24 protein-coding genes are annotated in these 22,716 nt (G+C 69.1%); 10 read left to right on the forward strand and 14 right to left on the reverse strand.

The genetic code is table 11. The features are described 5' to 3' along the window. Positions 1-17 precede the first annotated feature (17 nt). The 6 genes from queD to ACZ5LB_RS13120 all read left to right on the forward strand — a co-directional run bounded on the left by queD (position 18) and on the right by ACZ5LB_RS13120 (position 3,690). Positions 18-365 (forward strand): 6-carboxytetrahydropterin synthase QueD, encoded by a 348-nt coding sequence (queD, locus tag ACZ5LB_RS13095; protein WP_464602670.1) that lies wholly within the window; start codon positions 18-20, stop codon positions 363-365. After that, positions 365-862, forward strand: a complete 498-nt coding sequence (locus ACZ5LB_RS13100; RefSeq protein ID WP_464602671.1) for a hypothetical protein — start codon at positions 365-367, stop codon at positions 860-862. Before queD ends, ACZ5LB_RS13100 begins: the two co-directional genes overlap by 1 nt. Beyond that, on the forward strand, positions 859-1,539 hold the full coding sequence (locus tag ACZ5LB_RS13105; RefSeq protein WP_464602672.1) for an HAD family hydrolase: 681 nt from the start codon (positions 859-861) through the stop codon (positions 1,537-1,539). Before ACZ5LB_RS13100 ends, ACZ5LB_RS13105 begins: the two co-directional genes overlap by 4 nt. A gap of 63 nt (positions 1,540-1,602) precedes the next feature. Then, on the forward strand, positions 1,603-2,175 hold the full coding sequence (gene frr, locus ACZ5LB_RS13110) for a ribosome recycling factor (RefSeq protein WP_464602673.1): 573 nt from the start codon (positions 1,603-1,605) through the stop codon (positions 2,173-2,175). Next, entirely contained in the window at positions 2,175-2,957 is a 783-nt protein-coding gene (locus ACZ5LB_RS13115) for a TSUP family transporter (protein WP_464602674.1), read from the forward strand. Before frr ends, ACZ5LB_RS13115 begins: the two co-directional genes overlap by 1 nt. 52 nt (positions 2,958-3,009) lie before the next feature. Continuing rightward, positions 3,010-3,690 carry a superoxide dismutase gene (locus ACZ5LB_RS13120; RefSeq protein WP_464602675.1) on the forward strand — a complete coding sequence of 227 codons (681 nt, stop codon included), beginning with the start codon at positions 3,010-3,012 and terminating at the stop codon, positions 3,688-3,690. Positions 3,691-3,720: 30 nt separating this feature from the next. Here the strand turns inward: ACZ5LB_RS13120 and ACZ5LB_RS13125 are convergent, their stop codons facing one another. From ACZ5LB_RS13125 to ACZ5LB_RS13170, 10 genes are all read right to left on the reverse strand, one after another. Next, positions 3,721-4,086, reverse strand: coding sequence for a hypothetical protein (locus ACZ5LB_RS13125; RefSeq protein WP_464602676.1), 366 nt, complete (start codon positions 4,084-4,086; stop codon positions 3,721-3,723). Further along, positions 4,079-4,375 (reverse strand): BrnT family toxin, encoded by a 297-nt coding sequence (locus tag ACZ5LB_RS13130; RefSeq protein ID WP_464602677.1) that lies wholly within the window; start codon positions 4,373-4,375, stop codon positions 4,079-4,081. Before ACZ5LB_RS13130 ends, ACZ5LB_RS13125 begins: the two co-directional genes overlap by 8 nt. Before the next feature lie 40 nt (positions 4,376-4,415). Next, complete coding sequence (gene folK, locus ACZ5LB_RS13135) at positions 4,416-4,856, reverse strand: 2-amino-4-hydroxy-6-hydroxymethyldihydropteridine diphosphokinase (RefSeq protein ID WP_464602678.1); 441 nt, start codon at positions 4,854-4,856, stop codon at positions 4,416-4,418. A gap of 2 nt (positions 4,857-4,858) precedes the next feature. Further along, complete coding sequence (locus ACZ5LB_RS13140) at positions 4,859-6,004, reverse strand: glutathionylspermidine synthase family protein (protein ID WP_464602679.1); 1,146 nt, start codon at positions 6,002-6,004, stop codon at positions 4,859-4,861. Position 6,005: 1 nt separating this feature from the next. After that, a complete protein-coding gene (locus tag ACZ5LB_RS13145) occupies positions 6,006-6,899 on the reverse strand; it encodes a hypothetical protein (RefSeq protein ID WP_464602680.1) in 894 nt (297 codons plus the stop codon). Continuing rightward, on the reverse strand, positions 6,896-7,291 hold the full coding sequence (gene queF / locus ACZ5LB_RS13150) for a preQ(1) synthase (RefSeq protein WP_464602681.1): 396 nt from the start codon (positions 7,289-7,291) through the stop codon (positions 6,896-6,898). The genes ACZ5LB_RS13145 and queF overlap by 4 nt, the downstream gene beginning before the upstream one ends. An 11-nt stretch (positions 7,292-7,302) precedes the next feature. Next, entirely contained in the window at positions 7,303-8,001 is a 699-nt protein-coding gene (queC, locus tag ACZ5LB_RS13155; RefSeq protein WP_464602682.1) for a 7-cyano-7-deazaguanine synthase QueC, read from the reverse strand. Positions 8,002-8,019: 18 nt separating this feature from the next. Continuing rightward, the gene (locus ACZ5LB_RS13160) at positions 8,020-10,053 is read right to left on the reverse strand and encodes a serine/threonine-protein kinase (protein WP_464602683.1); all 2,034 of its coding nucleotides are present in this window, start codon (positions 10,051-10,053) and stop codon (positions 8,020-8,022) included. A 70-nt stretch (positions 10,054-10,123) separates the two neighbouring features. Then, positions 10,124-10,843, reverse strand: a complete 720-nt coding sequence (locus ACZ5LB_RS13165) for a lysophospholipid acyltransferase family protein (protein ID WP_464602684.1) — start codon at positions 10,841-10,843, stop codon at positions 10,124-10,126. Beyond that, positions 10,840-11,679: an Hsp33 family molecular chaperone HslO gene (locus ACZ5LB_RS13170; RefSeq protein ID WP_464602685.1), complete on the reverse strand. Its 840-nt coding sequence runs from the start codon at positions 11,677-11,679 to the stop codon at positions 10,840-10,842. The genes ACZ5LB_RS13165 and ACZ5LB_RS13170 overlap by 4 nt, the downstream gene beginning before the upstream one ends. A gap of 53 nt (positions 11,680-11,732) precedes the next feature. Here ACZ5LB_RS13170 and ACZ5LB_RS13175 point away from each other — a divergent pair, with 53 nt between their 5' ends. After that, positions 11,733-13,013, forward strand: coding sequence for a transcription antitermination factor NusB (locus ACZ5LB_RS13175; RefSeq protein ID WP_464602686.1), 1,281 nt, complete (start codon positions 11,733-11,735; stop codon positions 13,011-13,013). Beyond that, the gene (locus ACZ5LB_RS13180) at positions 13,014-13,358 is read left to right on the forward strand and encodes a hypothetical protein (RefSeq protein ID WP_464602687.1); all 345 of its coding nucleotides are present in this window, start codon (positions 13,014-13,016) and stop codon (positions 13,356-13,358) included. It begins immediately after the preceding gene. Between the two features lie 200 nt (positions 13,359-13,558). Here ACZ5LB_RS13180 and ACZ5LB_RS13185 read toward each other — a convergent pair whose 3' ends face one another. The 4 genes from ACZ5LB_RS13185 to pilB all read right to left on the reverse strand — a co-directional run bounded on the left by ACZ5LB_RS13185 (position 13,559) and on the right by pilB (position 19,463). After that, positions 13,559-14,890, reverse strand: a complete 1,332-nt coding sequence (locus ACZ5LB_RS13185) for an IS701 family transposase (protein WP_464602688.1) — start codon at positions 14,888-14,890, stop codon at positions 13,559-13,561. Positions 14,891-15,153: 263 nt separating this feature from the next. After that, positions 15,154-16,356, reverse strand: coding sequence for a type II secretion system F family protein (locus ACZ5LB_RS13190; RefSeq protein WP_464602689.1), 1,203 nt, complete (start codon positions 16,354-16,356; stop codon positions 15,154-15,156). An 84-nt stretch (positions 16,357-16,440) separates the two neighbouring features. Next, positions 16,441-17,625 (reverse strand): type IV pilus twitching motility protein PilT, encoded by a 1,185-nt coding sequence (locus tag ACZ5LB_RS13195; protein WP_464602690.1) that lies wholly within the window; start codon positions 17,623-17,625, stop codon positions 16,441-16,443. Between the two features lie 20 nt (positions 17,626-17,645). Further along, positions 17,646-19,463, reverse strand: a complete 1,818-nt coding sequence (pilB, locus tag ACZ5LB_RS13200) for a type IV-A pilus assembly ATPase PilB (protein WP_464602691.1) — start codon at positions 19,461-19,463, stop codon at positions 17,646-17,648. 113 nt (positions 19,464-19,576) lie between these two features. Between pilB and ACZ5LB_RS13205 the strand changes: the two genes are divergently transcribed. Together ACZ5LB_RS13205 and ACZ5LB_RS13210 are read left to right on the forward strand one after the other, a co-directional pair. Further along, on the forward strand, positions 19,577-21,541 hold the full coding sequence (locus ACZ5LB_RS13205) for a hypothetical protein (protein ID WP_464602692.1): 1,965 nt from the start codon (positions 19,577-19,579) through the stop codon (positions 21,539-21,541). Between the two features lies 1 nt (position 21,542). Beyond that, positions 21,543-22,715 (forward strand): GGDEF domain-containing protein, encoded by a 1,173-nt coding sequence (locus ACZ5LB_RS13210; RefSeq protein WP_464602693.1) that lies wholly within the window; start codon positions 21,543-21,545, stop codon positions 22,713-22,715. The last annotated feature ends 1 nt before the right edge of the window (position 22,716 follow it).

The following is a 22,716-nucleotide window of genomic DNA, read 5'->3' on the forward strand; positions in this document are numbered from 1 at the left end:
GTTTTAAGGCGAGATTCATGATCCTGCGCAAGGAATACGGCTTCGAGGCCGCCCACTTCATCCACAACCACCCCGGCAAGTGCCGCAACCTGCACGGGCACAGCTACAAGCTCTTCGTGTCCCTGGAGGGCACCGTGAACCAGGAGACGGGCATGATCATCGACTTCGACGACCTGTCCAAGGTGGTCGTGGAGAAGGTCATCCAGCGCCTGGACCACCGCTTCCTCAACGACCTCATCCCCCTCTCCACGGCGGAGAACATCTCGGTGTGGATCTGGGACGAGCTCAAGCCGTCCCTGCCCCTGCTCTGCCAGGTCGAGGTCTTCGAGACCCTCGACAACAGCGTGATCTACCGGGGGGCCTGATGCGCCCGGCCCGCCTGGCCCTTCCAGTCCTGGTCCTCGCCACCGCCTGCGCTCCCGTCAGGGATTACCGGGAGGCCGCCCGCGGCCTCCGCTTCCACCTGGACCGGGTCGAGCCCCGGGTCCACCTGGCCCTGCCCCTGGACCGCTCGCGCATGGCCTTCCGCGTCGTGGTGGGCGTGGACAACCCCTCCGGCGTGCCCTTCCACGTTTCGGCCTTCACCGGGGACCTGAAGCTGGAGACCCGCGGCGCCACCCATGCCATCGGGCGCATGGAACTGGCCCGGCCCATCGAGCTCGCGCCCCGGGGCTCGGGCAGCATGGACGTGGAGGTCTCCTTCTCCTACGGGGACCTGCGGGACAACTGGGTGGCCATCCAGGCCGCGGCCCAGGGGGGTTCCGGCGTCTGGCTCCTGGAGGGCGCCCTGAAGACCGAGGCCTACGGGTTCCCCATCCAGCTTCCGGTCAAGTCCCGCCGCGCCTTCGGAGGGGCCCCATGATCCGGGCCGTCGTCTTCGATCTCTGGAACACCCTGGTGCACAGCCAGCACGGCGACCCCTTCCGCCACCTCCAGCGCCTTCTGGACGACGACCAGCGCGCCCTCTACCCCGCCCTTCGCCGCGAGGCCATGGACCGGCCCCACCCCGACGCCCGCACCTTCATCGCGGGCTGGATGGACCGGCTCTCCCTTTCCGGCACCCAGATCCTGGCCATGGCCGAGGTCTTCCAGACCGCCGCCGACGACGCCGCGTGCTTCCCGGAGGCCATGGACGCCGTGGCGCGCACCCGCAAGCTGGCGCGGGTGGGCCTGCTTTCCAACACCCAGAGCTTCGACATGGAGTTCCTGGACCGCCTGGGCCTGGAGCGGGCCCTGCCCACCCGCTGCCTCAGCGCCCTCACGGGCCACCTCAAGCCCGAGCCCGACGCCTTCCGGATCATGGAAAGGCGCCTGGGACTCTTCCCCGGCGAGATCGCCATGGTGGGCGACAGCTGGCGGGACGACGTCACCGGGGCCCTGGAGGCCGGATGGACCGCCATCTGGGTGAACCGCGCCGGCCATCCCAGGCCCGAGGTCGACCCCGAAGCCGAGCTGGTGGAGGTCCCCGACCTCTCCCACGTCCCCGGGATCATCGAGAACCTCCAGAAAGGTGCCCGCTGCGGCACCTGCCTGGGCTGATCCGCTGGCATTTCGGGGGGATTCCCGATAGAAAAGAACAGTGCGCCTTTGATGGAGTATCCGATGACCGCGACCGTTGAAACGATTCTGGCCGAAACCAGGAAGCGCATGAAGACCTCCCTGGAGACCCTCAAGAAGGAGATGGCCACCGTTCGCACGGGCCGCGCCAACTCGGGCATCCTGGACACCCTGCACGTGGAGTACTACGGCGCCACCATGCCGCTGAACCAGATCGCGGGCGTGAGCGTTCCCGAGGCCTCCATGCTCGTCATCACCCCCTTCGACAAGTCCGCCATCAAGGCCATCGAGCACGCCATCCTCAAGTCCGAGCTGGGCCTCAACCCCGCCAACGACGGCGTCGTGATCCGCCTGCCCATTCCGCCCCTGAACGAGGAGCGCCGCAAGGACCTGGTCAAGGTCGTGAGCCGCATGGGCGAGGAGATCAAGACCGCCATCCGCAACGTGCGCCGCGACGCCAACGAGGACGTGAAGAAGCTGGAGAAGGACAAGACCGCGCCCCTGGGCGAGGACGCCGCCAAGAAGGCCCTGGCCGACATCCAGAAGATCACCGACGAGTCCATCAAGGACGTCGAGGACATCATCAAGCACAAGGACGCCGAGATCATGCACATCTGATGGTCCCTCCGGCGACCCTCGCGCTGCTGGTGCTCGCCGCCCTCCTGGCGGGCTTCGTGGACGCCATCGTGGGCGGCGGCGGACTCATCACCATCCCGGCGCTGCTCCTGGGGCTTCCCGCGGGAACCCCCATCACCACCGTCCTGGGCACCAACAAGGTGGTGGCCTCCGCCGGCGCCACCTTCGCCACCGCCCAGTTCCTGCGGGCCAAGGTCCTCACCCTCCGGTCCATGGCCGGCCCCGTGGTCTGCTCCATGGCCGGCGCGGCCCTGGGCGTGCGGCTGGCCTACGTGCTCCAGGGCAAGGGCGACGCGTGGTTCAGGCCCGTGATGGTCGGACTGATGGTGGTCATGCTGGCCTTCACGGTATTCCGGCCCGACCTGGGCAAGGTCCACGCGCCGAAGTACGGCCTGAACCACCAGCGTGGCCTGGCCGCGCTCATCGCCTTCATCCTGGGCGCCTACGACGGGTTCTTCGGGCCGGGCACGGGATCCATCCTCATCTTCCTGTTCGTGGCGGTGCTGGGCTTCGATTTCCTCCGGTCTTCGGCCCTGGCCAAGAGCGCCAACTGGGCCTCCAACGTCGCCAGCCTCGCCCTGTTCGTGAGCCAGGGCAGCTGGATGCCGGTGGTGGGCGTCACCATGGCCGTGGGCAACGGCCTGGGCGGGTACCTGGGCGCCCGCACCGCCCTCAGCAAGGGGAGCGGCCTGGTTCGGGGGGTGTTCATCGCCGTGGTTTCGGCCCTGATCCTGCGCCTCGGCTGGCAGATGCTAGGAAAATAGCTTTCACGACCAGATGAGTCGGCTATAGTGTTTCCTGCCCCAAGGAGGCACCATGGAACGCAGAGAACTGTTGGGAACCCTCGCCGCCGGGACCCTCGCCCTGGGCTTGGCCCCCCACCTCGACGCGGCGCAGCCCGCGACCTCCGACCCCCGCTCCGACTACAAGCCCCGGCCCTTCGCGCTGGAGACCGGCCTGCCGGGTCTCTCCAAGGAGATGCTGGGCGAGCACCTGGCCCTCTACAAGGGCTACGTGAACCGCACCAACGCCCTGCTCAAGGACCTCCAGGCCGCCGAGGCCGAGGGCCGCGCCACCACCGCCGTGCAGGAGTCCCGCAGGCGCCTGGGCTTCGAGTTCAGCGGCATGCGCCTCCACGAGCTCTATTTCGAGGCCCTGCGCGAAAAGGCCGCCGGCCCCGGCCCCGGCCACGCCCTGCAGAAGGCCATCCAGGCGGGATGGGGCACCTTCGATGCGTGGTGGGCCGCCTTCAAGGCCACCTGCACCATGACCGGCATCGGCTGGGGCGCCCTGGTGAAGGACCCCCACACGGGCCGCCTCATGAACGCGTGGATCCAGGACCACGAGAACGCCTTCCCCGTGGGCACGGTGCCCATCCTGGTGGTGGACGTGTGGGAGCACGCCTACGTGAAGGACTACGGCGCCACCGCGCGGGCGAAGTACGTGGACGCCATCCGGCCCCTCATCGACTGGGGCGTGGTGGAAAAGCGCTACTGAGGCGCCCCCGGAAGGCCCCGGCAGGCGGGATCAGCCCTCCGCCGTCCCGTAGGGATCGGCGGGGGGTTCGCTGACCCGCTCCAGGAACCCGGTGCCCCCGGCGGGATACGGCTCCCGTACCGCGAGGGCCGACCTCACCGCCTCGGCGATGATTTCATCCGCCACCCCCTGGCGACGGAGGCTTTCAGACACCCGGGTCAACGGGTCCTTCTCCAGTCTGGCCAGGTCCTTCCGAAGGCCCTGGCCAATGTAGGCACGGATAAGTGGCTGGTAGCCGGAAAAACCCAGGGCCGGCGCGACCGCTTTCAGGTCCTCGAGGACATCCTCCGGGAACCGGATGGAGATGCTGACCATGGGGCGGTCCTTCTGGAGGCGCTTCAGGATTTTCTCATTCATTTTCGTAGACCCTCCTTTCCGAGGGGGTGGCTGGGCGAGCGGAGATCACCCGAATGGTTTCCTCATGGCGGACAAGATGCACCACGAACAGCAATGCGCCCTCCTCCGAATAGCCCAGGGCCGCATCCCTGGATTCCGCTCGGTCGCTGGCATCAACCAAGCGGATGAAGGGGTCGAAGTAGACTTCGCTGGCCCGCTCGAAGGAAACGCCATGCTTCTTCAGGTTCAGGAGGGCCTTGTCAGCATTCCATTCAAAGGCTTGGCCATTTCGGATGAAAAGTACGTCCACACGTCAAGTGTATATACATTGTAGCACCCGTCAAGACCCCTCAGACCTCCACGCCCAGCGCCCGGGCCGGCTCCACCACGAAGGGCCGCGCCTTGGCCCTGGGGTGGGGCAGTTCCAGGACCAGCTCGGCGCCCAGGCCCTCCAGGCCGGGCGGTGCGGGCCACGTCCAGCGGCCTTCGGCGCCTTCGGCCTGGATGAGGTCCAGGTCCAGGGTGCGCGGCGCGTTGCGGCCCGCGGCGCGATCGCGGCCCGCGCGGAGCTCGGCTCGGAGCAGGGCCTCCAGGAGCGCCCGGGGGTCCAGGGAGGTTTCCACCAGGGCCACGGTGTTGAGGTAGTCGGGGCCCCTGCCGGACTCGTCGGGGGTCTCGGTCCAGAGCGGCGAGGGCGTGACCTGGCCCAGTTCCCCCAGCAGGGCCAGGCCGGCTCCGAGGTTGGCCCGGCGGTCGCCGAGATTGGAGCCCAGGGCCACCAGCGCGCGCACCGCTAGGCCTCGATCAGGTGGGGCACGAACGAGCTGCCGTTGTCGGTGATGGGGCCCCTGGCCTCCCGGATGCCCATGCCGGCGGGCTCGCCGTCCACGATCCAGGCGCCCAGCACGGGCTGGTACCCCTCGAAGACGGGGATGGGGGCCAGGGCCTGGTAGACGCTGCCCTCCGCGCCGTAGCAGTCCTGGGTCTTGCCGGTGATCACCCGGCCCCCGGCGTGGATCTCCACGTTGGCGCCTTCGCGCGCGAGGATGGGCTTCTTCACGTAGTTCGCCATATCCCTGGGGCCGTCCAGGTACGACGGCAGCAGGTAGGGGCTGCCCGGGAACAGTTCCCACAGGATGGCCAGCAGGGCCTTGTTGGACAGGAGCATCTTCCAGGCGGGCTCCAGGAACGTGCAGGGCCGGGGCTGGCGCGCCAGCTGGGGCCCGAAGGCGTCCTTGACCATGAATTCCCAGGGGTAGAGCTTGAAGGCGCTGCGCACGGGGCGTTCGTCCAGGTCGCAGAAGCCGCCCTTGGCCTCGTCCCAGCCCAGGTCCTCCACGAGCATCTGGGCGGTGGAAAGCCCGGCCTGGTCCGCGGTGTCGCGCAGGTAGGCCACGGTCTGCTGGTCCTCCAGGGTGTCCTGGTGGAGGAAGTAGAGGGTGCCCGCGGGCAGGAAGTCCTGGGCGCGCTTCCAGGCCGCCACGAGGCGCTCGTGGAGGGAATTGAACTGGTCCCGGCCCGGGAACCGCTCCTCCAGCCAGTACCACTGCGCCACGGCGGCCTCCACCAGGGAGGTGGGGGTGTCGGCGTTGTATTCCAGGAGCCTGGGGAAGCCCTGGCCGTCATAGGCCAGGTCGAAGCGCCCGTAGAGGCTCACCTCGTCCCGTTCCCAGCTCTCCCGGATGACGGGTTCCATCCAGGGGGGGATGCCGTAGGCCTGGAAGCGGCCCGTGTCCAGGACGTGCTCCACGGCCTTCAGGCACATGGCCTGGAGCTCGGTGGCGGCGCGCTCGATGCGCTCGATCTCGGCGGGCCCGAAGGCGTAGTACGCGTCCTCCCGCCAGTAGGGGCTGCCGTCGTCGTGGGTGTGGAAGGGGACGCCGGCCGCCTCCAGCCTGGCTTCCCATCCGGGGCGCGGTCCAATCGACGCTCTGCGCACGTCAGCCTCCCGATCCGGATGCGTGGCCCGAGAAGCCGAAGCCGCCCCGGCTCACCGAGCCCGTGGCCGCCTTGCCGGAGATGGAGCCGCGGGGCCCGGCCACGAAGGCCCGCCCCGCCAGGGCGCCAGCGCCGCTCGCCAGCGGCGGGCGCCAGGCGGAGCCGCCCAGGAAGACCATGGACCGGCCCCCGGTGGGGGCCGCGGCGGGCGCGAAGCGCGAGGCGTCCTCCGGCGCGATGGGGCGGCCCGGGTCGTGGAAGCGGTACCCGGGGGCCATGGGCGCGGCCATGCCGCCTCGGTAGCCGTAGGCCAGGGGCCGGTGGAAGAGGAAGTGCCAGAGAAGGTAGTCGTCCAGCCAGGAGCGGTGGCCCCAGGAGGTCTGGTAGCGGTTGTCCCGGTCCTGGTCCCGGATGCGGTCCACCTCCTCGGCGAACCCGTGGCGCTGGGCCAGTGCGCGCATCCTGTCGGCGCTGGCGTAGTCCACCACCCACAGGAGCCTGCCGTTCTCCCGGGGCGGGTCGTCCTCGCCCCAGTCCACGTCCCGCAGCCGCTCCGCGGTGAGCTGCGCCACGTAGGAATTGCCCTTGAGGGGATCGTGGACGCTCACGCCCACCAGGAACAGGTTCGGGGTGAGGGGAGTGTAGGTGGAGCCCTCCATCTGCAGTTCCGGATGGTGCTCGCCCATGAAGGACTTCACGGCGGTGTCCACCTGCGCCTGCACCTCGGGGGTGGGCGCGGCGGTCTCGGCCTCGCGGCGCTGGCTGGCCTCCCAGGCCTGGTTCTTCCGGGCCGCCTCGGCCCGGGCCTCGCGCCGGGCCTGGGTGTCGCAGGCCAGGGTCCCGGCCGTGGCGGCCAGGATCAGGACGAGGGGAGGGGCGGCGCCGCGGTACCTCACGGGCGTTGCCCGTGCTCGGCCTTCACCAGGGTCCGGATGCCGCCCCGGATGAGGAAGTCGCCCTCCACCTGCAGCCACTGGGGCGCCAGGGCCGCCACCAGGTCGTCCAGGATCTGGTTGGTGACCGCCTCATGGAAGGCCCCGCGGTCGCGGAAGCTCCAGAGGTAGAGTTTGAGGGACTTGGACTCCACGCAGAGCTGGTCGGGAACGTAGGTGATGCGCAGGCGCGCGAAGTCGGGCTGGCCCGTCATGGGGCACAGGCAGGTGAACTCGTCGGTCTCGAAACGGATCTCGAAGGCCCGGCCCGGACGGGGGCTCAGGAAGGTGTCGAGGGTGGTGGAGGGCTCGGTGACGCGGCGCTTGGGGAGGGTCTTGAGGGTGGGCTTGGGCAACGGGTGGTTCCTCAGGGTCGCAGGTGGTCGGGGATGGTGGCGTAGGGGATGGGGTCGGCGACGCCGGCCTCCTTGAAGCCCCGCAGCCGGAGAAGACAGGAATCGCAGGTGCCGCAGGCGGCGTCGTCGGCCTGATAGCAGCTCCAGGTGAGGTGCAGGGGGGCGCCCAGTTTCACGCCCAGCGCCACGATCTGGGCCTTGCGCAGGTGGATGAGCGGGGCGTGGAAGGCGATGCGGGTTTCGGGCTTCGTGCCCAGGTCGGCCGCGGCCTCGAAGGCGCGAAGGAAGGCCTCGCGGCAGTCGGGGTACCCGCTGGAGTCCTCCTCCACGAAGCCCACGTGCACGGCGCCCGCGCCGATCGTTTCGGCCCAGCTCACGGCGGTGGCCAGGAGGTGCGCGTTGCGGAAGGGCACGTAGCTCACGGGCACCCCTTCCCGATCCAGGTCGCCCCCGGGGAGCGGGATGGACGGATCGGTGAGGGCCGAGCCGCCGATGGCCCGCAGTCCCGCGAAAGGCACCACCAGGCGCCGGGGGGCGGCGTAGAAGTCGGCGATGGCCTCGAAGGCCCTGCGCTCCCGGGCCTCCGTGAGCTGGCCGTAGTCGGCGTGGAGAAGGGCCAGGTCGAAGCCTTCGGCCCGGGCCGCGGCGGCGGCCACGCAGGAGTCCAGTCCCCCCGAAAGGGACACGACGGAGATGGGGGCAGGGGTCATCGCGGTTCCTTGAACCTACTAAGATACCCGGGCCAGCTCCTTCCGGGTCTTCCGGATCAGGTCCTCCTTCACCGGGACCAGCCACCGGAAGCGGGGGTGGTGCTGGGCGGCGTGCAGGAACCGTTCGGCCCGGGCCAGTTCGGGGCCGGCGTCCTTCCCGGCGGCCTTGAGGGCGCGGGCCCGGCCCAGGATCACGTGCACCTTGCCGCTGATGGCCCGGGGATTGCCGGGCCGGATGACGAGCACCGTGTCCAGCAGGCTTTCCGTCTCCCGCCACGCCTCCAGGGCCTCCCAGGGGCCAAGGCCGGGCTGCTCCAGCCAGCGCAGCCGCCAATCCGCCCCCGCCAGCCACCCGGTGATGTCGCTGGGTGCGATGCCCTGGGCCGCCCGGGCCGCGGCGTCGGCCTGCCGGTAGAAGGCCAGGGCCACCGCGGACTCCCCGGCCCGCTGGCGCTCCCACCCCAGGGAGGCCAGGGCCCGGGATTCCTCAACCTTGGCCTCGTGGAACCACCGGTTCCGGGCGAACAGCGCCCGCGCCACCTCCAGGGCCTCCGAGGCCCGGTGCTCGAAGGTGCGCACCCGGGCGACGCAGAGGTCCGGCGGCTCCCAGGCCGCCCCCGCCGCCTGGGCGAGAAGCGCCTGGGCGGCCTGCAGGTGGCGCGCGGCGATCTCCGGCGAGGGAGGGATGTCCCCCAGCTGCTCGTGCTCGATGACCCGCAGGTAGAACTCGCTGTGGGTACGGCACAGGGCGTAGGCCACGTCGGGGGTGCGGTAGCCCTCGTTCCAGGCCGCCTCCAGGACCTCCCTCGCGGATTCCAGGTAGCGCATGCTGAGAAAGACCCGCCCCAGGGCGAGGTTGCCGGGCCCCCGGGCCTCGGGGCCCAGGTGGGCGATGTCCTTCCGGATCCGCTCCAGGCCCTCCGCCATGCCCGCCAGGAGGGGCCGCAGGTCGTGGGGGGGATAGAGACGCGCCATGCCGATGCGGGTCTCCAGGTCCTTGGCGTCGTGGGCGAACCGCAGGGCCAGGACCGTCCGCCGCTCCGAGGCGGCCTCCAGGCGCGAACTCCACGCCGCGAATCCCACCCCCAGGAGGAGGCCGATGCCCAGGGACGCCGCCAGGGCGGGGTGGCGGCGAAGGATCCGCCGCCCCCGGCGCAGCCAATCGGGCTGGCTCGCCAGCAGGGGTTCGCCGTCCAGGTAGCGCCTCAGGTCCTCCGCCAGCGCCCCGGCCGTGGGATACCGGTCCTGGGGCCGCTCCTCCAGGCACCGCACGAGGATGGCCCGCAGCTTCCTGGGCACCGCGGGCCAGGACGGCTGGGTGGGCGGGGCCGCGGCGGGCCGGCTCCGGCCGGTCCTTTCCGCTTCCCGGCGGTCCAGCCCCAGCACCGCGCAGAGGGTGGCCCCCAGGGCGTACACGTCCGTGGGCGGGCCGATGCGCACGCCCTCCCCCGCCTTCTGCTCGGGCGCCATGTAGCTGGGCGTGCCCAGCACGCCGTGGGACAGGGTGAACCCCTCCTCGGCGAGGTCCTTGGCCAGCCCGAAATCCGCCACGTAGGGCACCCATCCGCCCGCGGGGGAGCGTTCCAGGAGGATGTTGGAGGGCTTGAGGTCCCGGTGGATGAGGTTCACCCGGTGCGCCGCGTGCATGGCCAGGGCCACGGTGGCCAGGATCTCCACCGCCTCCCGCGGGCCGAGGGCCGGTCCCGCCTCGAAGAGGCTGGAACCCCTCACCAGCTGCATGGCGATGAAGGGGACGTTGTCGGACACGTCCACATCGAAGATCCGGCACACGTTGGGGTGGCTCACCCGGGCCTGGAGCTGGGCCTCCTTCATGAAGCGCAGGATGGCCGAGGGGCCCGGGGCCACGAGGATCTTGACGGCCACCTGGCGGTTCAGGAGCGTGTCCCACGCCTCGAACACCTCGCCCATGCCGCCCCGGCCGAGGCTGGGGCCCAGGCGGTACCGCCCCAGGCGGCGCCCCGCCAGGGCCCAGGGGGGCCGGGCGAAGGATCCCGCCTCCGGGGGACACGGGGTGATCGACGCGCCATCCATGGCCCAATTATAAATTAATTCTATAAAATGGCTGCCAAAGAATCAGATGGCCTAATTTTATATTAACTATTTAAAAATCGCCCTTGAATCCCTCCGCCCATCCCTCCATGGCGTCCAGTTCCTTTTCCAGCGCGACGCGGAAGGCCTCCTCGTCCCCCGCGGGGGGCACCTGGAAGGGCGCGCCGTAGCGCACCCGCACCTGGGAGAAGGGCTTTGGCACCAGCATCTCGTCCCAGGTGCGCAGCTTCCACGCGGACTGGTAGGCCACGCACACCGGCACGATCCAGGCCCCGGTCTTGCGGGACACGGCCAGCACGCCGCCCTTGACCTCCTGGCGGGGGCCCCTGGGGCCGTCCACGGTGATGCCCAGGTCCCACCCCTCCTTCACGGCCCGGATCATCCGCACGAGGGCCTGGGCCCCCCGGTCCCCGGCGGTGCCGCGCACCGCGTGGATGCCGAACCACTGCCAGGTGGCCGCGCTGCGCTCGCCGTCCTTGCTGTCGCTGGAGAGGATGGCCACCCCCCGCGCCTCGCCGCCGGGCGCGGTGCGGCGGAAGGGATAGGCCTGGGGCATCATCACCAGGCGCCGGTGGTAGAAGGAGAGGATCACCCGCCGGTCCCCGGCCACCAGGTCCTCCACGGGCCCGAAACCCTCCCGGGCCACGCGCAGCGTGTAGGAGAGGGTCTTCACCAGGGCCGCGGCCACGAAGGGCACCAGCCTGAAGTTGAGCCACACGCTGACGGGTCCGCCCACGGGCCTGCCCCGCTCGACGATCTGGACCCCGCTCACGGCTCCCCCCTTTCCGGCCCCAGGTCCCCGGGGGCGATGGCGTAGTCCTTGCCGCAGTAGTCGCAGCGCACCTGCACGGGCTGGCCATCCTTGAACATCTCCTGCAGCCTGGCCCGGTCGAACCCGGCCAGCACCTCGAGCAGGCTCTCCCGGGAACAGCGGCACCGGTAGCGCATGGCGGTGGTGTTGAGCACCTCGGCCCCCGGGCCCTGGTTGATCCAGGCGCTGAGGAATTCCGGGGTGCGTTCCCGGAAGGGGACGACCTCCAGGCCCTCCAGGGCGTCCACGAGGACCCGCAGGCGCTCCGGCGGGCACCCCGGCATGAGCTCCACCAGCAGGCCGCCGCTTTCCCCCGTGCCCGGGTCGCACCAGAGGTGGACGCTGGCTTGCACCTGCTCGGATTGGAGGAGATAAGCCTCGAGCTGGGCCTGGAGGGGACCCTCCACCAGTTCGAGCGTGCCCACGTACGGGGTATCGGCGCCCGTGGAACGGGTCACCTGCAGGAGGCCGGGGCCCTGGAGCCAGGCGCCCTCGGCGGGGCCCTCGTCCAGCACGCCGCGGATGTCGCCGTCCGGCCAGGAATCGGCCACCACCGCCCGGGCGCGGCCGGCGGTGCGCAGGTGGATCTGGAGGCGCTCGGAAAAGAAGTTCCGGGCCTGGAGCAGGAGGGCGCTGGCCAGCACCTCCACCAGCACCGCGCAGGCTTCGGCCTCCTGGTGCGGATGGCCCCGGCGGACGCCGTCCCAAAGCGGGCTCGCGTCCAGGGCGGAAAAGCGGATATGGCGGTCGGACGTGAGGGCCCGGACGACCAGGGCGGGGGTTTCGGCTTCGGTCATGCTCCAAGTGTAGCGGCTCCCCACGGCCCCCCGGAATGTGAGAGGCTCTAGGGATGGCAACGCAAAGTCGCATCGCAGTGGCACGGACCCTCCAGATCGTCTTCGGCGAGGGGGAAAGGGTCCCCGACGCCTGGGACGCCGACCTCGCCTCCGGCGACGCGGGGCTGGCCAACGCGCTCCTGGGGCACTGCCTGCGCCGCTGGGGCACGCTCCAGGCCCATTGCAGGCCCCAGTTCAAGAACCCCGCCCGGGGGGTACCCCTGGGCACCCAGGTGGCCCTTGCCATCGGCCTGGCGCAGCTGGCGTGGCTGGACGGCGTCACCGACCACGCCGCGGTGAACGAGGCCGTGGACCTGGCCGGGGACCGCGACCTGGGCTTTCCGCCCCACCGGGGCCTGGTCAACGCCATCCTCCGCAGGGCGGGCAAGGACCGCGCCGCCCTCCGCGCCACCCTGGACGCCATGGACCCGGCCCTGGACCGCACGCCCTTCGCCGAACTCGCCCTCAAGGCGGCGCTCTACCCCCGGGGCCAGGGCGCGGCCCGGGACCTGCTGTGGAAGCGTCTGCAGGCGCCGCCCCAGCCCTTCTTCAGGGCCCTGGGGCCGGCTCCGGAGACCCTCCTGCCCGTCGACGGGGTCCCCGGGGCCCTTCAGCTGGCGCCGGGCGCGGACTTTCCCCGGGAGTGGCTCGCCTCGGGCCGGGGCATGGTGCAGGACCTGAGCTCCCAGGCCCTCCTGGCCTTCGCGTGGGAGGGCTCCCCCCGCACCATCCTGGACGCCTGCGCCGCCCCCGGGGGCAAGACCACGGCCCTGGCCCGGCGCTACCCGGAGGCCGCCCTGACGGCCCTGGAAAAGAACCCGGCGCGCGCCGCGCGGCTGAAGGAGAACCTCCAGGCCCGCGGCGTCGAGGCGGAGGTGGTGGTGGACGACGCCGCCCCCTGGATGCGCAAGCCCGGGCCCGCCTTCGACCTCATCCTCCTGGACGCGCCCTGCACCGGCAGCGGCACCCTCCAGAAACACCCGGAACTCACCTGGATCGGGCCCTCCATCGACCGCCCCCGCATGCGCGCCGTCCAGCGCGACCTCCTGGAGGCCGCCGTCACCCGCCTGGCCCCGGGCGGCCTTCTCGTTTACGCCGTGTGCTCCTGGCTCTCCGAGGAGGGACAGGACCACCGGGACTGGCTCCTGACCCGCCCCGGCCTGGCGCCCGTGGCCGCATGGCCCGCGGGGCTGGGCGCGGAGGACGGCCCCACGGCCTTCTTCCGCCCCGATCCCCTGACCTGGCCCGGCGAAGGCTTCCAGGCCTTCGCCTTCACCCGCACCCTGGAGTCCTGAATGCAAGCCTGTCCCTCCTGCGGCGGAAACCACGTGGTGGCCGTCGCCGAACACTATGCCGCCCAGGTGCGGATCCCCGAAGCCGACCCCGAAGCCCTGGCCGCCCTGGCCCCGCCCCTGCGCCGCTCGACCTTCCACGGCACCGCGTGCATCACCCTCTTCTTCCTGGCCGCCCTCAGCCCGGGTTTCGTCGCCGCCGAACGGGCCCTCCCCGTCCTGTGGACGTTCCTGGCCCTCGGCGCCGTCACCCTCCTCACCTGGATCCGCGCCCGCAGGACGGACCGCGCCGCCATGGGGGCCTACCAGAGGCGCCGCATCTGCCAGGATTGCCACTGGACGGAATGAAGGAGGCGAAGCCGGGGAGGGCTTTATCTCATCCATCCCTGTAATCGGCGTCTCTACTGGGGCGTCAGGGAGCTCTTACGTCGGGCCGAGGCATTCCGGGAGGCGGTCGAGGATCAGGTCGGCCACAGAAGGGACACCAGGGCAAGGTTCGGATTGCCTCTCGGGCGACCCAGGCCCTCAGGGTGGGGATGGAAAACGGGCTATGGCGTTCGGGCCGGACCAGCGGGGGTCCGCCAGGAACGGGCTTCGGGAAAGGGAGGTTTCGGAGATCCAAGGAGTTCGTGAATCGTAGGGGGGAAAACCCGAGCTCGCTCGGTGACCAGGAACGCAAAGGTGGCCAAGCAACAACTGCCATGGTGGTGGAAGCCGGCCCAGGTCCGGCCCTCGAAGTGTCCCAAGCCGAGTTCCCCCTTCAATTCCTGGTAGTCCCGCTCGACCCGCCAGCGCAGCTTGGCCACCTGGACTAGGGCTCGCAACGAGGTGTTGGCCGGTAAGTTGGAGAGCCAGAACCGCACCGGGCTGGGAGACTCCGGTGGCCACTCGACCAGCAGCCATTGCTCCGGATGGATGAACACATAGTTGCCCTTGGAGCGCAGGAGCCCCGGCACCAAAACCCTGCAGGCGGCGAATCGGGAGGTCAATGGTCCCTTCGAGCCTTCTCGCCATTCGATGGATCTCCAAGCCGTCTTCGGTAGCCCCTGGGCCAGGACCAGGACCTTTCGGGTCGGCTGCTTCGGGTTGGGCCTGAAACATTGCGAGTATCTCCCGCGCTTGGGCCTCCGCCGCCGGGGTGGCAGCGGACCTTGTCCCTCCTTCCAGACCAAGATGCTGGAGCGGACTCCCACCATGAAACTCAAACCTCGATCGGCCAGCCCCTTGCGGAAGGCGCCACTGTCGCCGTAACCCGCATCGGCGACTACCGGCGCCAAGTCCGTTCCTTCTGCAATCAGGTCATCGATCAGTCCAAGCGCAATCTCCGGCTTGGAAAGGAACTTCATGTCCTCCGGGATGCCGGTCATCCGGCGGCGGGCTGAATTCTGCGTCCATTCCTTGGGCAGGAACAGCCGGTAGGCGGTAGGCAGGCTCGCAAATTGGTTGGCAAGGTTGATCGTAACCACGCTTTGGCAATTGGCGACGATGCCCCGCTCGCCGCAGTATTGATTGGCCACCCCTACGGAGCAGGAACCGCGTTTCGGGAAGGAGGTATCGTCCACGACCCAGGCTTCCAGGGCACCCCTGGAGAGCAGAAATGGCAAGGCATAGTCCCGGGCCCCGCGCAGAATGGCCCGGTGATCCCAGACGGAATCCGTGATGAATCGTTGCAGCGACGCATGCTTGGCCTGGGTGCTCCCGGGTGCGAGCCGCGCCGCCATGGGCTCCATGCTTTTTCGCTCGCCGGGCAGCGCCAGCCCTCGACAATAGTCGCAAACGACTTGCTCCGGACCCCACCAGTTGGCCTTCCGCAAGGCCGGCACCAACAGAGCACTGGCAAATGCCACTACCTTGGCCTGATCGATGTCCTGTACGGTCATCTGACACCTCCAGACCCCGTAATCTCTACTGCCGCATCGGGACCGAGGGTTACATCCTCCCCCCAGCATCCATAACCCCTGCCAATCCAAGATTCCGGGAATGGCAGACGCGCGCCCCAGTAGAGACGCCGATGCCGGGGATGAAGAAGGATGGGGCTCGTCAGCCCTTGTTCACTGTGCTCCACCACCCCAAGACTGAAAAGCAAAGCGGGCCCCGGCACCCCGGCCGGATCCCGCTTTGCCCCTTCAGTCGTATCCCTGCCTCAGTCCTTGCCCATGACGTTGGCCAGATTGAAGATCGGCAGATACATGGCGATGACGATGAAGCCGATGATGCCGCCCAGGACGGCGATGATCAGGGGTTCCATCATGGCCGTCATGGCCGCCACGGCGTTGTCCACCTCGTCCTCGTAGAAGTCGGCGACCTTGCTCAGCATGGCGTCCAGGGCGCCGGTGGCCTCGCCCACGCCCACCATCTGAACCACCATGGGCGGGAAGACCTTCGTCTCGGCCAGGGGGCCGGCGATGTTGCGGCCCTGTTCCACGGCCTCCCGGGACTTCATGATCGCGTTCTGGATCACCAGGTTCCCGGCGGTGCGGGCGGTGATGTCCATGCCCTCCAGGATGGGCACGCCCGAGCTGGTGAGGGTGCCCAGGGTGCGGCAGAAGCGGGCCACGGCGACCTTGCGCAGCAGTTCGCCGATGACGGGGATCTTCAGGATGAAGGTGTCGATCTGGAGGTGCCCCGTGGGCGTCTTGTAGTACTGCCGCAGGCCGAACCACACCAGGGCGATGAAGATCAGCACCACGTAGAAGTAGTTGATCAGCACGTTGGAGATGGCGATGCAGATGATGGTCGGGAAGGGCAGGCTGCTGCCCATGCCTTCATACATCTGGGAGAACACCGGGATGACCTTCACCATGATGATGGCCACCACCACGATGGCGATGATGATCACGGTGATGGGGTAGGTCATGGCCCCCTTCACCTTGGCGGTGAGCTTCACGGCCTTCTCGATGTAGCCGGAGAGGCGCTGCAGGATGACGTCCAGGATGCCGCCGGCCTCGCCCGCGCCCACCATGTTGACGTACAGGTCGTTGAAGGCCTTGGGGTGCTTGCTGAGGGCGGTCTGCAGGGTGGCGCCCTGCTCCACGTCCTTGCGCACGGCGGCGATGATCTTCTGGAAACCCTTGTCGGCCTGCTGGGCCCCGAGGATCTCCAGGCACTGGACCAGGGGAAGGCCGGCGTCGATCATCACGCTGAACTGCCGGGTGAAGATGGCCAGTTCCTTCGCCTTGACGCTGCCCAGGGACTTGCCGCCCGCCGCGCCCTGGGGCTTGATGGAAATGACCTGGATGCCGTTGCGCTTGAGCGTGGCGGCGCCCCCGTCCCGGGTTTCGGCGACGATGACCCCTTCCTGAATCTCCCCGAGCCGATTCTTGCCTTTCCATGCATATGCGGGCATCAGAACCTCTTCAAGATTTGGGACGTGTCAGTGGGATCAGGATAAGGCCAATGGATGGTCATGGGAAGCCATGATGTCCTTTAACTAGGTGTACTTAATATTAGGATTCCGGCCCCCCAGCACGCTGTTGGGCTGGCTCACGGGTTTGGCCTGGTTCGTGGGGGCCATGTTCTGGGTGCCCACCCCCCGGTTGATGAGCTCGCGCAGCTCGTCCTGGTTGGAGGAGTAGGACATGGCCATGTCCTGGGTGATGTCGCCCTTGAGCACCAGTTCGGACAGGCTCTGGTTGAAGGTCTGCATGCCGAACTTCAGCTGGCCGGTCTGCATGGAACTGTAGATCTGATGGATCTTGTCCTCGCGGATCAGGTTGCGGATGGCGGGGTTGGGGATCATCACCTCCAGGGCCAGCACCCGGCCCTTGCCCGAGGCCTTGGGGATCAGGGACTGGCAGATGACCCCTTCCAGCACCAGGGAGAGCTGGGCCCGGATCTGGGGCTGCTGGTGGGCGGGGAACACGTCAATGATGCGGTTCATGGTCTGCACGCAGCTGCTGGTGTGCAGGGTGCCGAAGGTGAGGTGGCCGGTCTCGGCGATGGTCAGGGCGGCCTCGATGGTCTCCAGGTCGCGCAGCTCGCCCACCAGCACCACGTCGGGGTCCTGGCGCAGCGCCGAGCGCAGCGCCTTCTTGAAGCTGTGGGTGTCGGCGTGGATCTCGCGCTGGTTCACCAGGCAGCGCTTGTGGTGGTGCACGTATTCCACGGGATCCTCGATGGTGAGGATGTGCAGGGGCTCCACCTCGTTGATCCGGTCGATCATGGCGGCCAGGGTGGTGGACTTGCCCGAGCCGGTGACGCCGGTGACGAGGATCAGGCCCCGGGGCTTGTCGCAGAGGGTCTGGGCGATGGGCGGCAGGCCCAGCTGCTCGAAGCTGCGGATGTTCTCGGGAATGGCCCGGAACACCCCGGCGGTGGCGCCCTTCTGGTTGAAGACGTTGGCCCGGAAGCGGGACACCCCCTGGAGGCCGAAGGAGAAGTCCACCTCCAGGTCCTCCTCCAGGCGGTGCTTCTGCTGGTCGGTCATGACGCCGTAGCAGAGCCACCGGGTCTGGGAGGCCTCCAGGGGCGGGAGCTTCAAGGGCACCATGCGCCCGTCGATGCGCACCTGGGGGGCGGTGTCGGTGGTGACGTGGAGGTCGGTCCCCCCGTACTCGACCATCGTCTTCAGGAGCTGCTGGAGGGGCACTACGTACTGGGCACTGGGTTCGACCATGGTTGCTACCCCTTCTGGGCTTAGAGGACCGTCTCGCGGACGATTTCCTCGATGGTGGTGACGCCGTCCAGGACCTTCCGGCACCCCGAACGCCTCAGCGTGATCATCCCTTCCTTCTGGGCCTGCTCCCTCAACTCGATGGCGCTGGCGCCGGTGAGGATCATGTCCTTGAGGGTCTCGGACATCTCGAGCACTTCGTAGAGCCCCACGCGGCCCTTGTAGCCCCTGCCGCCGCAAACTTCGCACCCGGCGCCCTTCTTGAGGACGATCCCGCGCTTGACCTCCTCCTCCGTGAAGCCCACCTTGAGCAGGGCCTCGGTGGGAAGCTGGTGGGGATCGGCCTGCTTGCAGTTGGCGCAGATGCGCCGCACCAGGCGCTGGGCGCAGATGATGTTCACGGACGTGGCGACCAGGAACGGCTCCACCCCCATGTTCATGAGGCGGTTGATGGTGGAGGGGGCGTCGTTGGTGTGAAGGGTGGAGAGCACCAGGTGGCCCGTGAGGGACGCCTTGATGGCGATCTCGGCCGTCTCGAAGTCCCGGATCTCGCCCACCAGGATGATGTTGGGGTCCTGGCGCAGGAAGCTGCGCAGGGCCGCCGCGAAGTTCAGCCCGATCTGCTCCTTCATCTGCACCTGGTTGATGCCCGCGAAGTTGAACTCCACGGGATCCTCGGCGGTCATGATGTTCACGTCCGCGGTGTTCAGCTTGGAGATGGAGGAGTAGAGGGTGTTGGTCTTGCCCGAGCCGGTGGGCCCGGTCACCAGCACCATGCCGTAGGGCTTGCTGATCTGGCGGTCCCACTGCTCGAGGCTCTCGGGCTCGAAGCCCAGCTTCGTGAGGTCGAGCATGAGCTTGTCGGAGTCCAGGAGCCGCAGCACGATCTTCTCGCCGAACAGCGTGGGAAGGATGCTCACCCGGTAGTCGATGACCTTCTGCTTGCCGCCCAGCTGCACCCGCAGCTTGATGCGGCCGTCCTGGGGCAGGCGCTTCTCGGCGATGTTGAGTTTGGCCAGGATCTTCACGCGGGAGGTGACGGGGTCCTTGAGCTTGATGCTCGGGCGCATCACCTCTTGGAGCAGGCCGTCGATGCGGAACCGGATGCGGTAGTGCTTCTCGTAGGGCTCGATGTGGATGTCGGAGGCGCCCTTGCGGATGGCGTCGATGAGCACGATGTTCACGAGCCGCACCACCGGGGCGTCCTCGGACGCCTTGCCCAGGGCCGTGGCATTGACCTCGTCCTCCTCGTCCAGCGTCTCGTACTGGGTGGACTCGGCCATCTCCTCCTCGAGGCCCTTCAGGTCGAGGCTGGCGTCCTCGTGGTCCCCGAAGTCGTCGGAGGGCGCACCGGCGGCGGCGTCCGCGCCCGGGGCGCCGGCGTTGTAGACGCCCCGCCCGTCATCCTGGCGGTCCCGCAGGCGGACGGCGCTGGTGCCGCCGTAATAGCGTTCGATCGCCCGCACCAGTCCCCGCTCCGAGGACACCACCGGGTCGATGTTGTAGCCCGTGTGGAACCGCACGTCGTCCATGGCGAAGATGTCCGTGGGGTCGGACATGGCCATGGTCAGCACGTTCCCGGACCGCTGCAGGGGAAGAACCTTGTGCTTGTTGGCCAGCTCGGAGGGCACCAGGGCGATGACGGAGGCCTCGATGGGGGGCCACTGGTCAAGGTCGGCCGCCGGCACGCCGTACTGCATGCCCAGGAAACTCACGATGTCCTGGTCCGAGCAGAATCCCAGGCGGACCACGATGCTGCCCAGCTTCCCGCCCTCCCGGCGCTGCAGCTTGATGGCCTCGTCCAGCTGAATTTCTGAAATCAGCTGAGCCTTCACAAGCATTTCACCTAGCTTGCTAGCCAATGGATCCTCCCAAGGGGGTTGGTGGGCAGTGTACACCTACAATCAGGTGCTTGGGATATAGCGAGATTCAACCAACCGGCTATCCTGGGGTCATGCCCAGCGCCCAGTCCTCCGGTCAGCGCCTCGATTTGGTCCGGGAACTCATCCGGGAGAAGGGACTTTCGCGCCAGGATCTCCAGCTATTGGATGAAATACTTAGAGTCGGAGGCGGCGATCTCCTTCCGCTCCTGGAGACCGGGCCCGGGGAAGCCTTCCCGGTGGGGGAGTCCCTGCACCTCGCGAAACTTCGCCGGGCCTTCGGTCTCTTCCTCGCTTTCCTGAACCAGTTCTCCGAACGGCGCCTGGGCGAGGTGCGCCCGGCCATGGGCCTGGTGCTCCAGCACAGCCTGGACACCCTGAGCGAACTGGCCGCCGCCGCGCACCGGGAAGTGCTGGACCAGAACCTGGAGCCGGACTGGGTCATCCACCTCCTGGACCTCATCGCCAGCCTGCGCACCATGGCCACCTCCCTGGGCTCGGGCGAGGGTTCCCAGCTCAAGGAGCACTGGACCGCCTACCTCCAGGAGGAGCGGGACCACATCCGCAGCATCTTCGCCGTCCTGGCCGGCATGGAGGAGGGCCCGGCCCTCGTGGCCCGCCTCAACCAGCAGATGAAGGCCCTCAACCGGGCCCTACAGTCGGGCTCCGGCAATCCCCTGGAGTCCATCCGGAAGATGGAGGCCCTCCTGGGCGGCGCCCTTCCCGAATCCACCCGCCTGCGGGCCGAGCCGCTCCTGCTGGTGCAGCACGTCATCAGCAGCCTGCGCATCATCCTCTTCCGTCCCCTGGACCGGGGCGTCCACTGGCCGGCGGTGGAGCACATCCGCGGCAGCCTGCAGTGGCTTTGGAACCACCTGGGCTGGAGCCTGCCCCGGGTGGAGGACCGCCTCCTGGAGAAGAGCCTTCCCGGCGACGTGCGCGCCCTGCTCAAGCAGCTGCGCGAGACCCACCCGCCCTCGTTCCGCATCGTGGCCCGGGCCCTGGTGAGCCACCTGGCGCTCCTGAGCCTGGTGGAGGGCATGGAGCCCGCGGTGAACGCCTCCATCCCCCGGCGCTTCGCCTCCGTGCCCCACTTCTACGTCATCGAAGGCGAACTGGGGCGCCTGGCCGAGCGGGTCTTCCATCCGCGGGCGGCGGAGAACCTGCCCAAGGGCAGCGAGGAGTCGCTGCTCCTGGGCGCCTTCCTGCGCCAGGCGGTGCTCAGCCTCCTGCAGGACCAGGCCACCATCCGCGGCCTGCTCCTCCAGACCCTGACCAACGACGACGTGGACCAGCTGGCCACGACCCTCGACAACCTCAAGGCCCTGCTCCTCTCCCACCAGCGCCAGCTCATGGGCGACCTGGTGGGCCTGTTCAGCCCCGAGCTGCGCCAGAAGCTCTTCCCGGACTCCCCCTCGCTCACCGAGGAGGGGGACCGCCTCCGCCAGCGCCTGCACCGGCTCTGGCAGTACATGGACCCGGCCCTCGGGCAGATCCGACTCCACCTGGAGCTCCGGAGCTGGCCGAGGCTGGCCCTGGCCCTCTCCCAGGCCCAGAGCCAGGTGGCCAGCTTCCGCCGGAGCCCCGAGTTCCTGCTCATCCGCAGCGTGGACCGCCAGGAGTTCGAGCGGCTCACCCTGCAGTTCACGCGCACCCTCGAGGACCCCGCGGTCATCGAGGCCTCCCTGGAGGAGGCCGCCGAGACCGTGGTCGAGATCCTGCGCTTCCTGGACCAGTTCCTGCTCCGCATCAACGCCCGGGTGCCCCTGATCCGCCTGGACCTCAACACGTCCCGGGAGGCGCTGCGCCTGGGCCAGGCCCTGCGGGAGACCCGCGGCGACGCCCCGGACCGCGCGCGGCTCACCCACAAGCTCATCCAGACCACCAAGCCCCTGGGCGTCAGGGACCCCCAGGCCCTCAACCTCCTCAAGCGCTGGGTGCGCGCCGAGCGCAGCGGCCGCGAGGTCAAGACGCAGCTGGACACCCTCCTCTCCCACCTGGAGCACCTCGCCTCCCGCCTCAACGCGGCCCTGAGCTGACATGACCATCGGCCTGATCACCATCCACGAAGCCCAGGGGCTCGCCGCCCTGGAGGCGGCCCTGGCCTCCTGGGGGCACACGCTCTCGCCCGGGCCCGGGGAGGGAACGGTGATCATCGTCGCCGACCGTCCCGACCCCAGGTGGATCCCGCCTTCGGGTTCCGAAGTCCTGTGGTGGGTGAAGGAGGCCGACCCCGAGGAGGTGAGCCAGGTGCTCAGCCTCCGCTTCGGCTGGGTGCTGCGCCAGGAGCAGCCGCTGGAACGCGTGCGGGAGGCCCTGCACCGCATCCGCAGCCGGGACCTGGGCAGCGACGGCTGGCTCCGGCAGATGATCCACCTGGCCACCCTGGACGAGCTGCTCCGCCCGATCCTCGCCCGGGCCATGGGTCTTTCCGCCGCCCGGGGCGGGGCCATCTGGATCCGCCAGGAGGAAAGCTTCTTCCAGCGGTGCGGCGCAGGGTTCCCCGAGGCGCCGGTGGGGCTCGCCGAGGCCGAGGCCCTGGTGGAGGCCGGGGACGCCTTCTTCCTGTGCCCCCGGGAGAAGCTGGGCCTCCTGCGGCTGGTGGAGCCTCGCACCCCCGAGGACACCTTCCTGGGCTGGATCAAGGAGGTGGACGACCTCCTGGTGAAGGCCTGGAACCTGGAGCAGAGCCGCAACCTCTCGTACCGGGACGACCTCACCGTGGCCTACAACCGCCGCTGCCTGGAGGTGGAGCTGCCCGAGGCCATCCGCGCGGCCTCGGTGCGGGGCGAATCCGTGGCCCTGCTCTTCCTGGACGTGGACAACCTCAAGGAACTCAACAGCCAGTTCGGCCACCCCACCGGGAGCCGGGTGATCTCCACCGTGGCCCTGGAGGCCAAGCAGATCATCCGCAACCTGGATCGCCTCTACCGCTACGGCGGGGACGAGTTCTGCATCATCATCCCGGGATCCAACGCCGCCGTCGCCGCCAAGATCGGCGAGCGGCTCCTCAACGCCCTGGCGCGAAGCCCGCTGCAGGTGGGCAGGTTCGAGGTGGCGGTGTCCATCAGCGTGGGCGTGGCGTCCTTCCCCGCGGACGCCGACGGCGCCGACCACCTGCTGGAGAAGGCCGACCGCGCCCTGCTCAAGGCCAAGGCCAGCGGCAAGGGCTGCGTCATGCTGGCCGACGAGACCCGCAACCTGGACAGGTAGG

Source organism: Mesoterricola sp. MK458, from assembly GCF_055384935.1.

What these genes read in the sequence shown, in the direction of transcription:
- ACZ5LB_RS13175 (WP_464602686.1), top strand. Translation starts at nt 11,733, where the DNA reads ATGGCAACGCAAAGTCGCATCGCAGTGGCACGGACCCTCCAGATCGTC.
- ACZ5LB_RS13125 (WP_464602676.1), bottom strand. Translation starts at nt 4,086, where the DNA reads ATGAATGAGAAAATCCTGAAGCGCCTCCAGAAGGACCGCCCCATGGTC.
- ACZ5LB_RS13120 (WP_464602675.1), top strand. Translation starts at nt 3,010, where the DNA reads ATGGAACGCAGAGAACTGTTGGGAACCCTCGCCGCCGGGACCCTCGCC.
- ACZ5LB_RS13100 (WP_464602671.1), top strand. Translation starts at nt 365, where the DNA reads ATGCGCCCGGCCCGCCTGGCCCTTCCAGTCCTGGTCCTCGCCACCGCC.
- ACZ5LB_RS13105 (WP_464602672.1), top strand. Translation starts at nt 859, where the DNA reads ATGATCCGGGCCGTCGTCTTCGATCTCTGGAACACCCTGGTGCACAGC.
- queD (WP_464602670.1), top strand. Translation starts at nt 18, where the DNA reads ATGATCCTGCGCAAGGAATACGGCTTCGAGGCCGCCCACTTCATCCAC.
- ACZ5LB_RS13195 (WP_464602690.1), bottom strand. Translation starts at nt 17,625, where the DNA reads ATGGTCGAACCCAGTGCCCAGTACGTAGTGCCCCTCCAGCAGCTCCTG.
- ACZ5LB_RS13210 (WP_464602693.1), top strand. Translation starts at nt 21,543, where the DNA reads ATGACCATCGGCCTGATCACCATCCACGAAGCCCAGGGGCTCGCCGCC.
- ACZ5LB_RS13190 (WP_464602689.1), bottom strand. Translation starts at nt 16,356, where the DNA reads ATGCCCGCATATGCATGGAAAGGCAAGAATCGGCTCGGGGAGATTCAG.
- queC (WP_464602682.1), bottom strand. Translation starts at nt 8,001, where the DNA reads ATGACCCCTGCCCCCATCTCCGTCGTGTCCCTTTCGGGGGGACTGGAC.
- ACZ5LB_RS13115 (WP_464602674.1), top strand. Translation starts at nt 2,175, where the DNA reads ATGGTCCCTCCGGCGACCCTCGCGCTGCTGGTGCTCGCCGCCCTCCTG.
- ACZ5LB_RS13205 (WP_464602692.1), top strand. Translation starts at nt 19,577, where the DNA reads ATGCCCAGCGCCCAGTCCTCCGGTCAGCGCCTCGATTTGGTCCGGGAA.
- ACZ5LB_RS13185 (WP_464602688.1), bottom strand. Translation starts at nt 14,890, where the DNA reads ATGACCGTACAGGACATCGATCAGGCCAAGGTAGTGGCATTTGCCAGT.
- ACZ5LB_RS13160 (WP_464602683.1), bottom strand. Translation starts at nt 10,053, where the DNA reads ATGGATGGCGCGTCGATCACCCCGTGTCCCCCGGAGGCGGGATCCTTC.
- ACZ5LB_RS13180 (WP_464602687.1), top strand. Translation starts at nt 13,014, where the DNA reads ATGCAAGCCTGTCCCTCCTGCGGCGGAAACCACGTGGTGGCCGTCGCC.
- pilB (WP_464602691.1), bottom strand. Translation starts at nt 19,463, where the DNA reads ATGCTTGTGAAGGCTCAGCTGATTTCAGAAATTCAGCTGGACGAGGCC.
- frr (WP_464602673.1), top strand. Translation starts at nt 1,603, where the DNA reads ATGACCGCGACCGTTGAAACGATTCTGGCCGAAACCAGGAAGCGCATG.
- ACZ5LB_RS13170 (WP_464602685.1), bottom strand. Translation starts at nt 11,679, where the DNA reads ATGACCGAAGCCGAAACCCCCGCCCTGGTCGTCCGGGCCCTCACGTCC.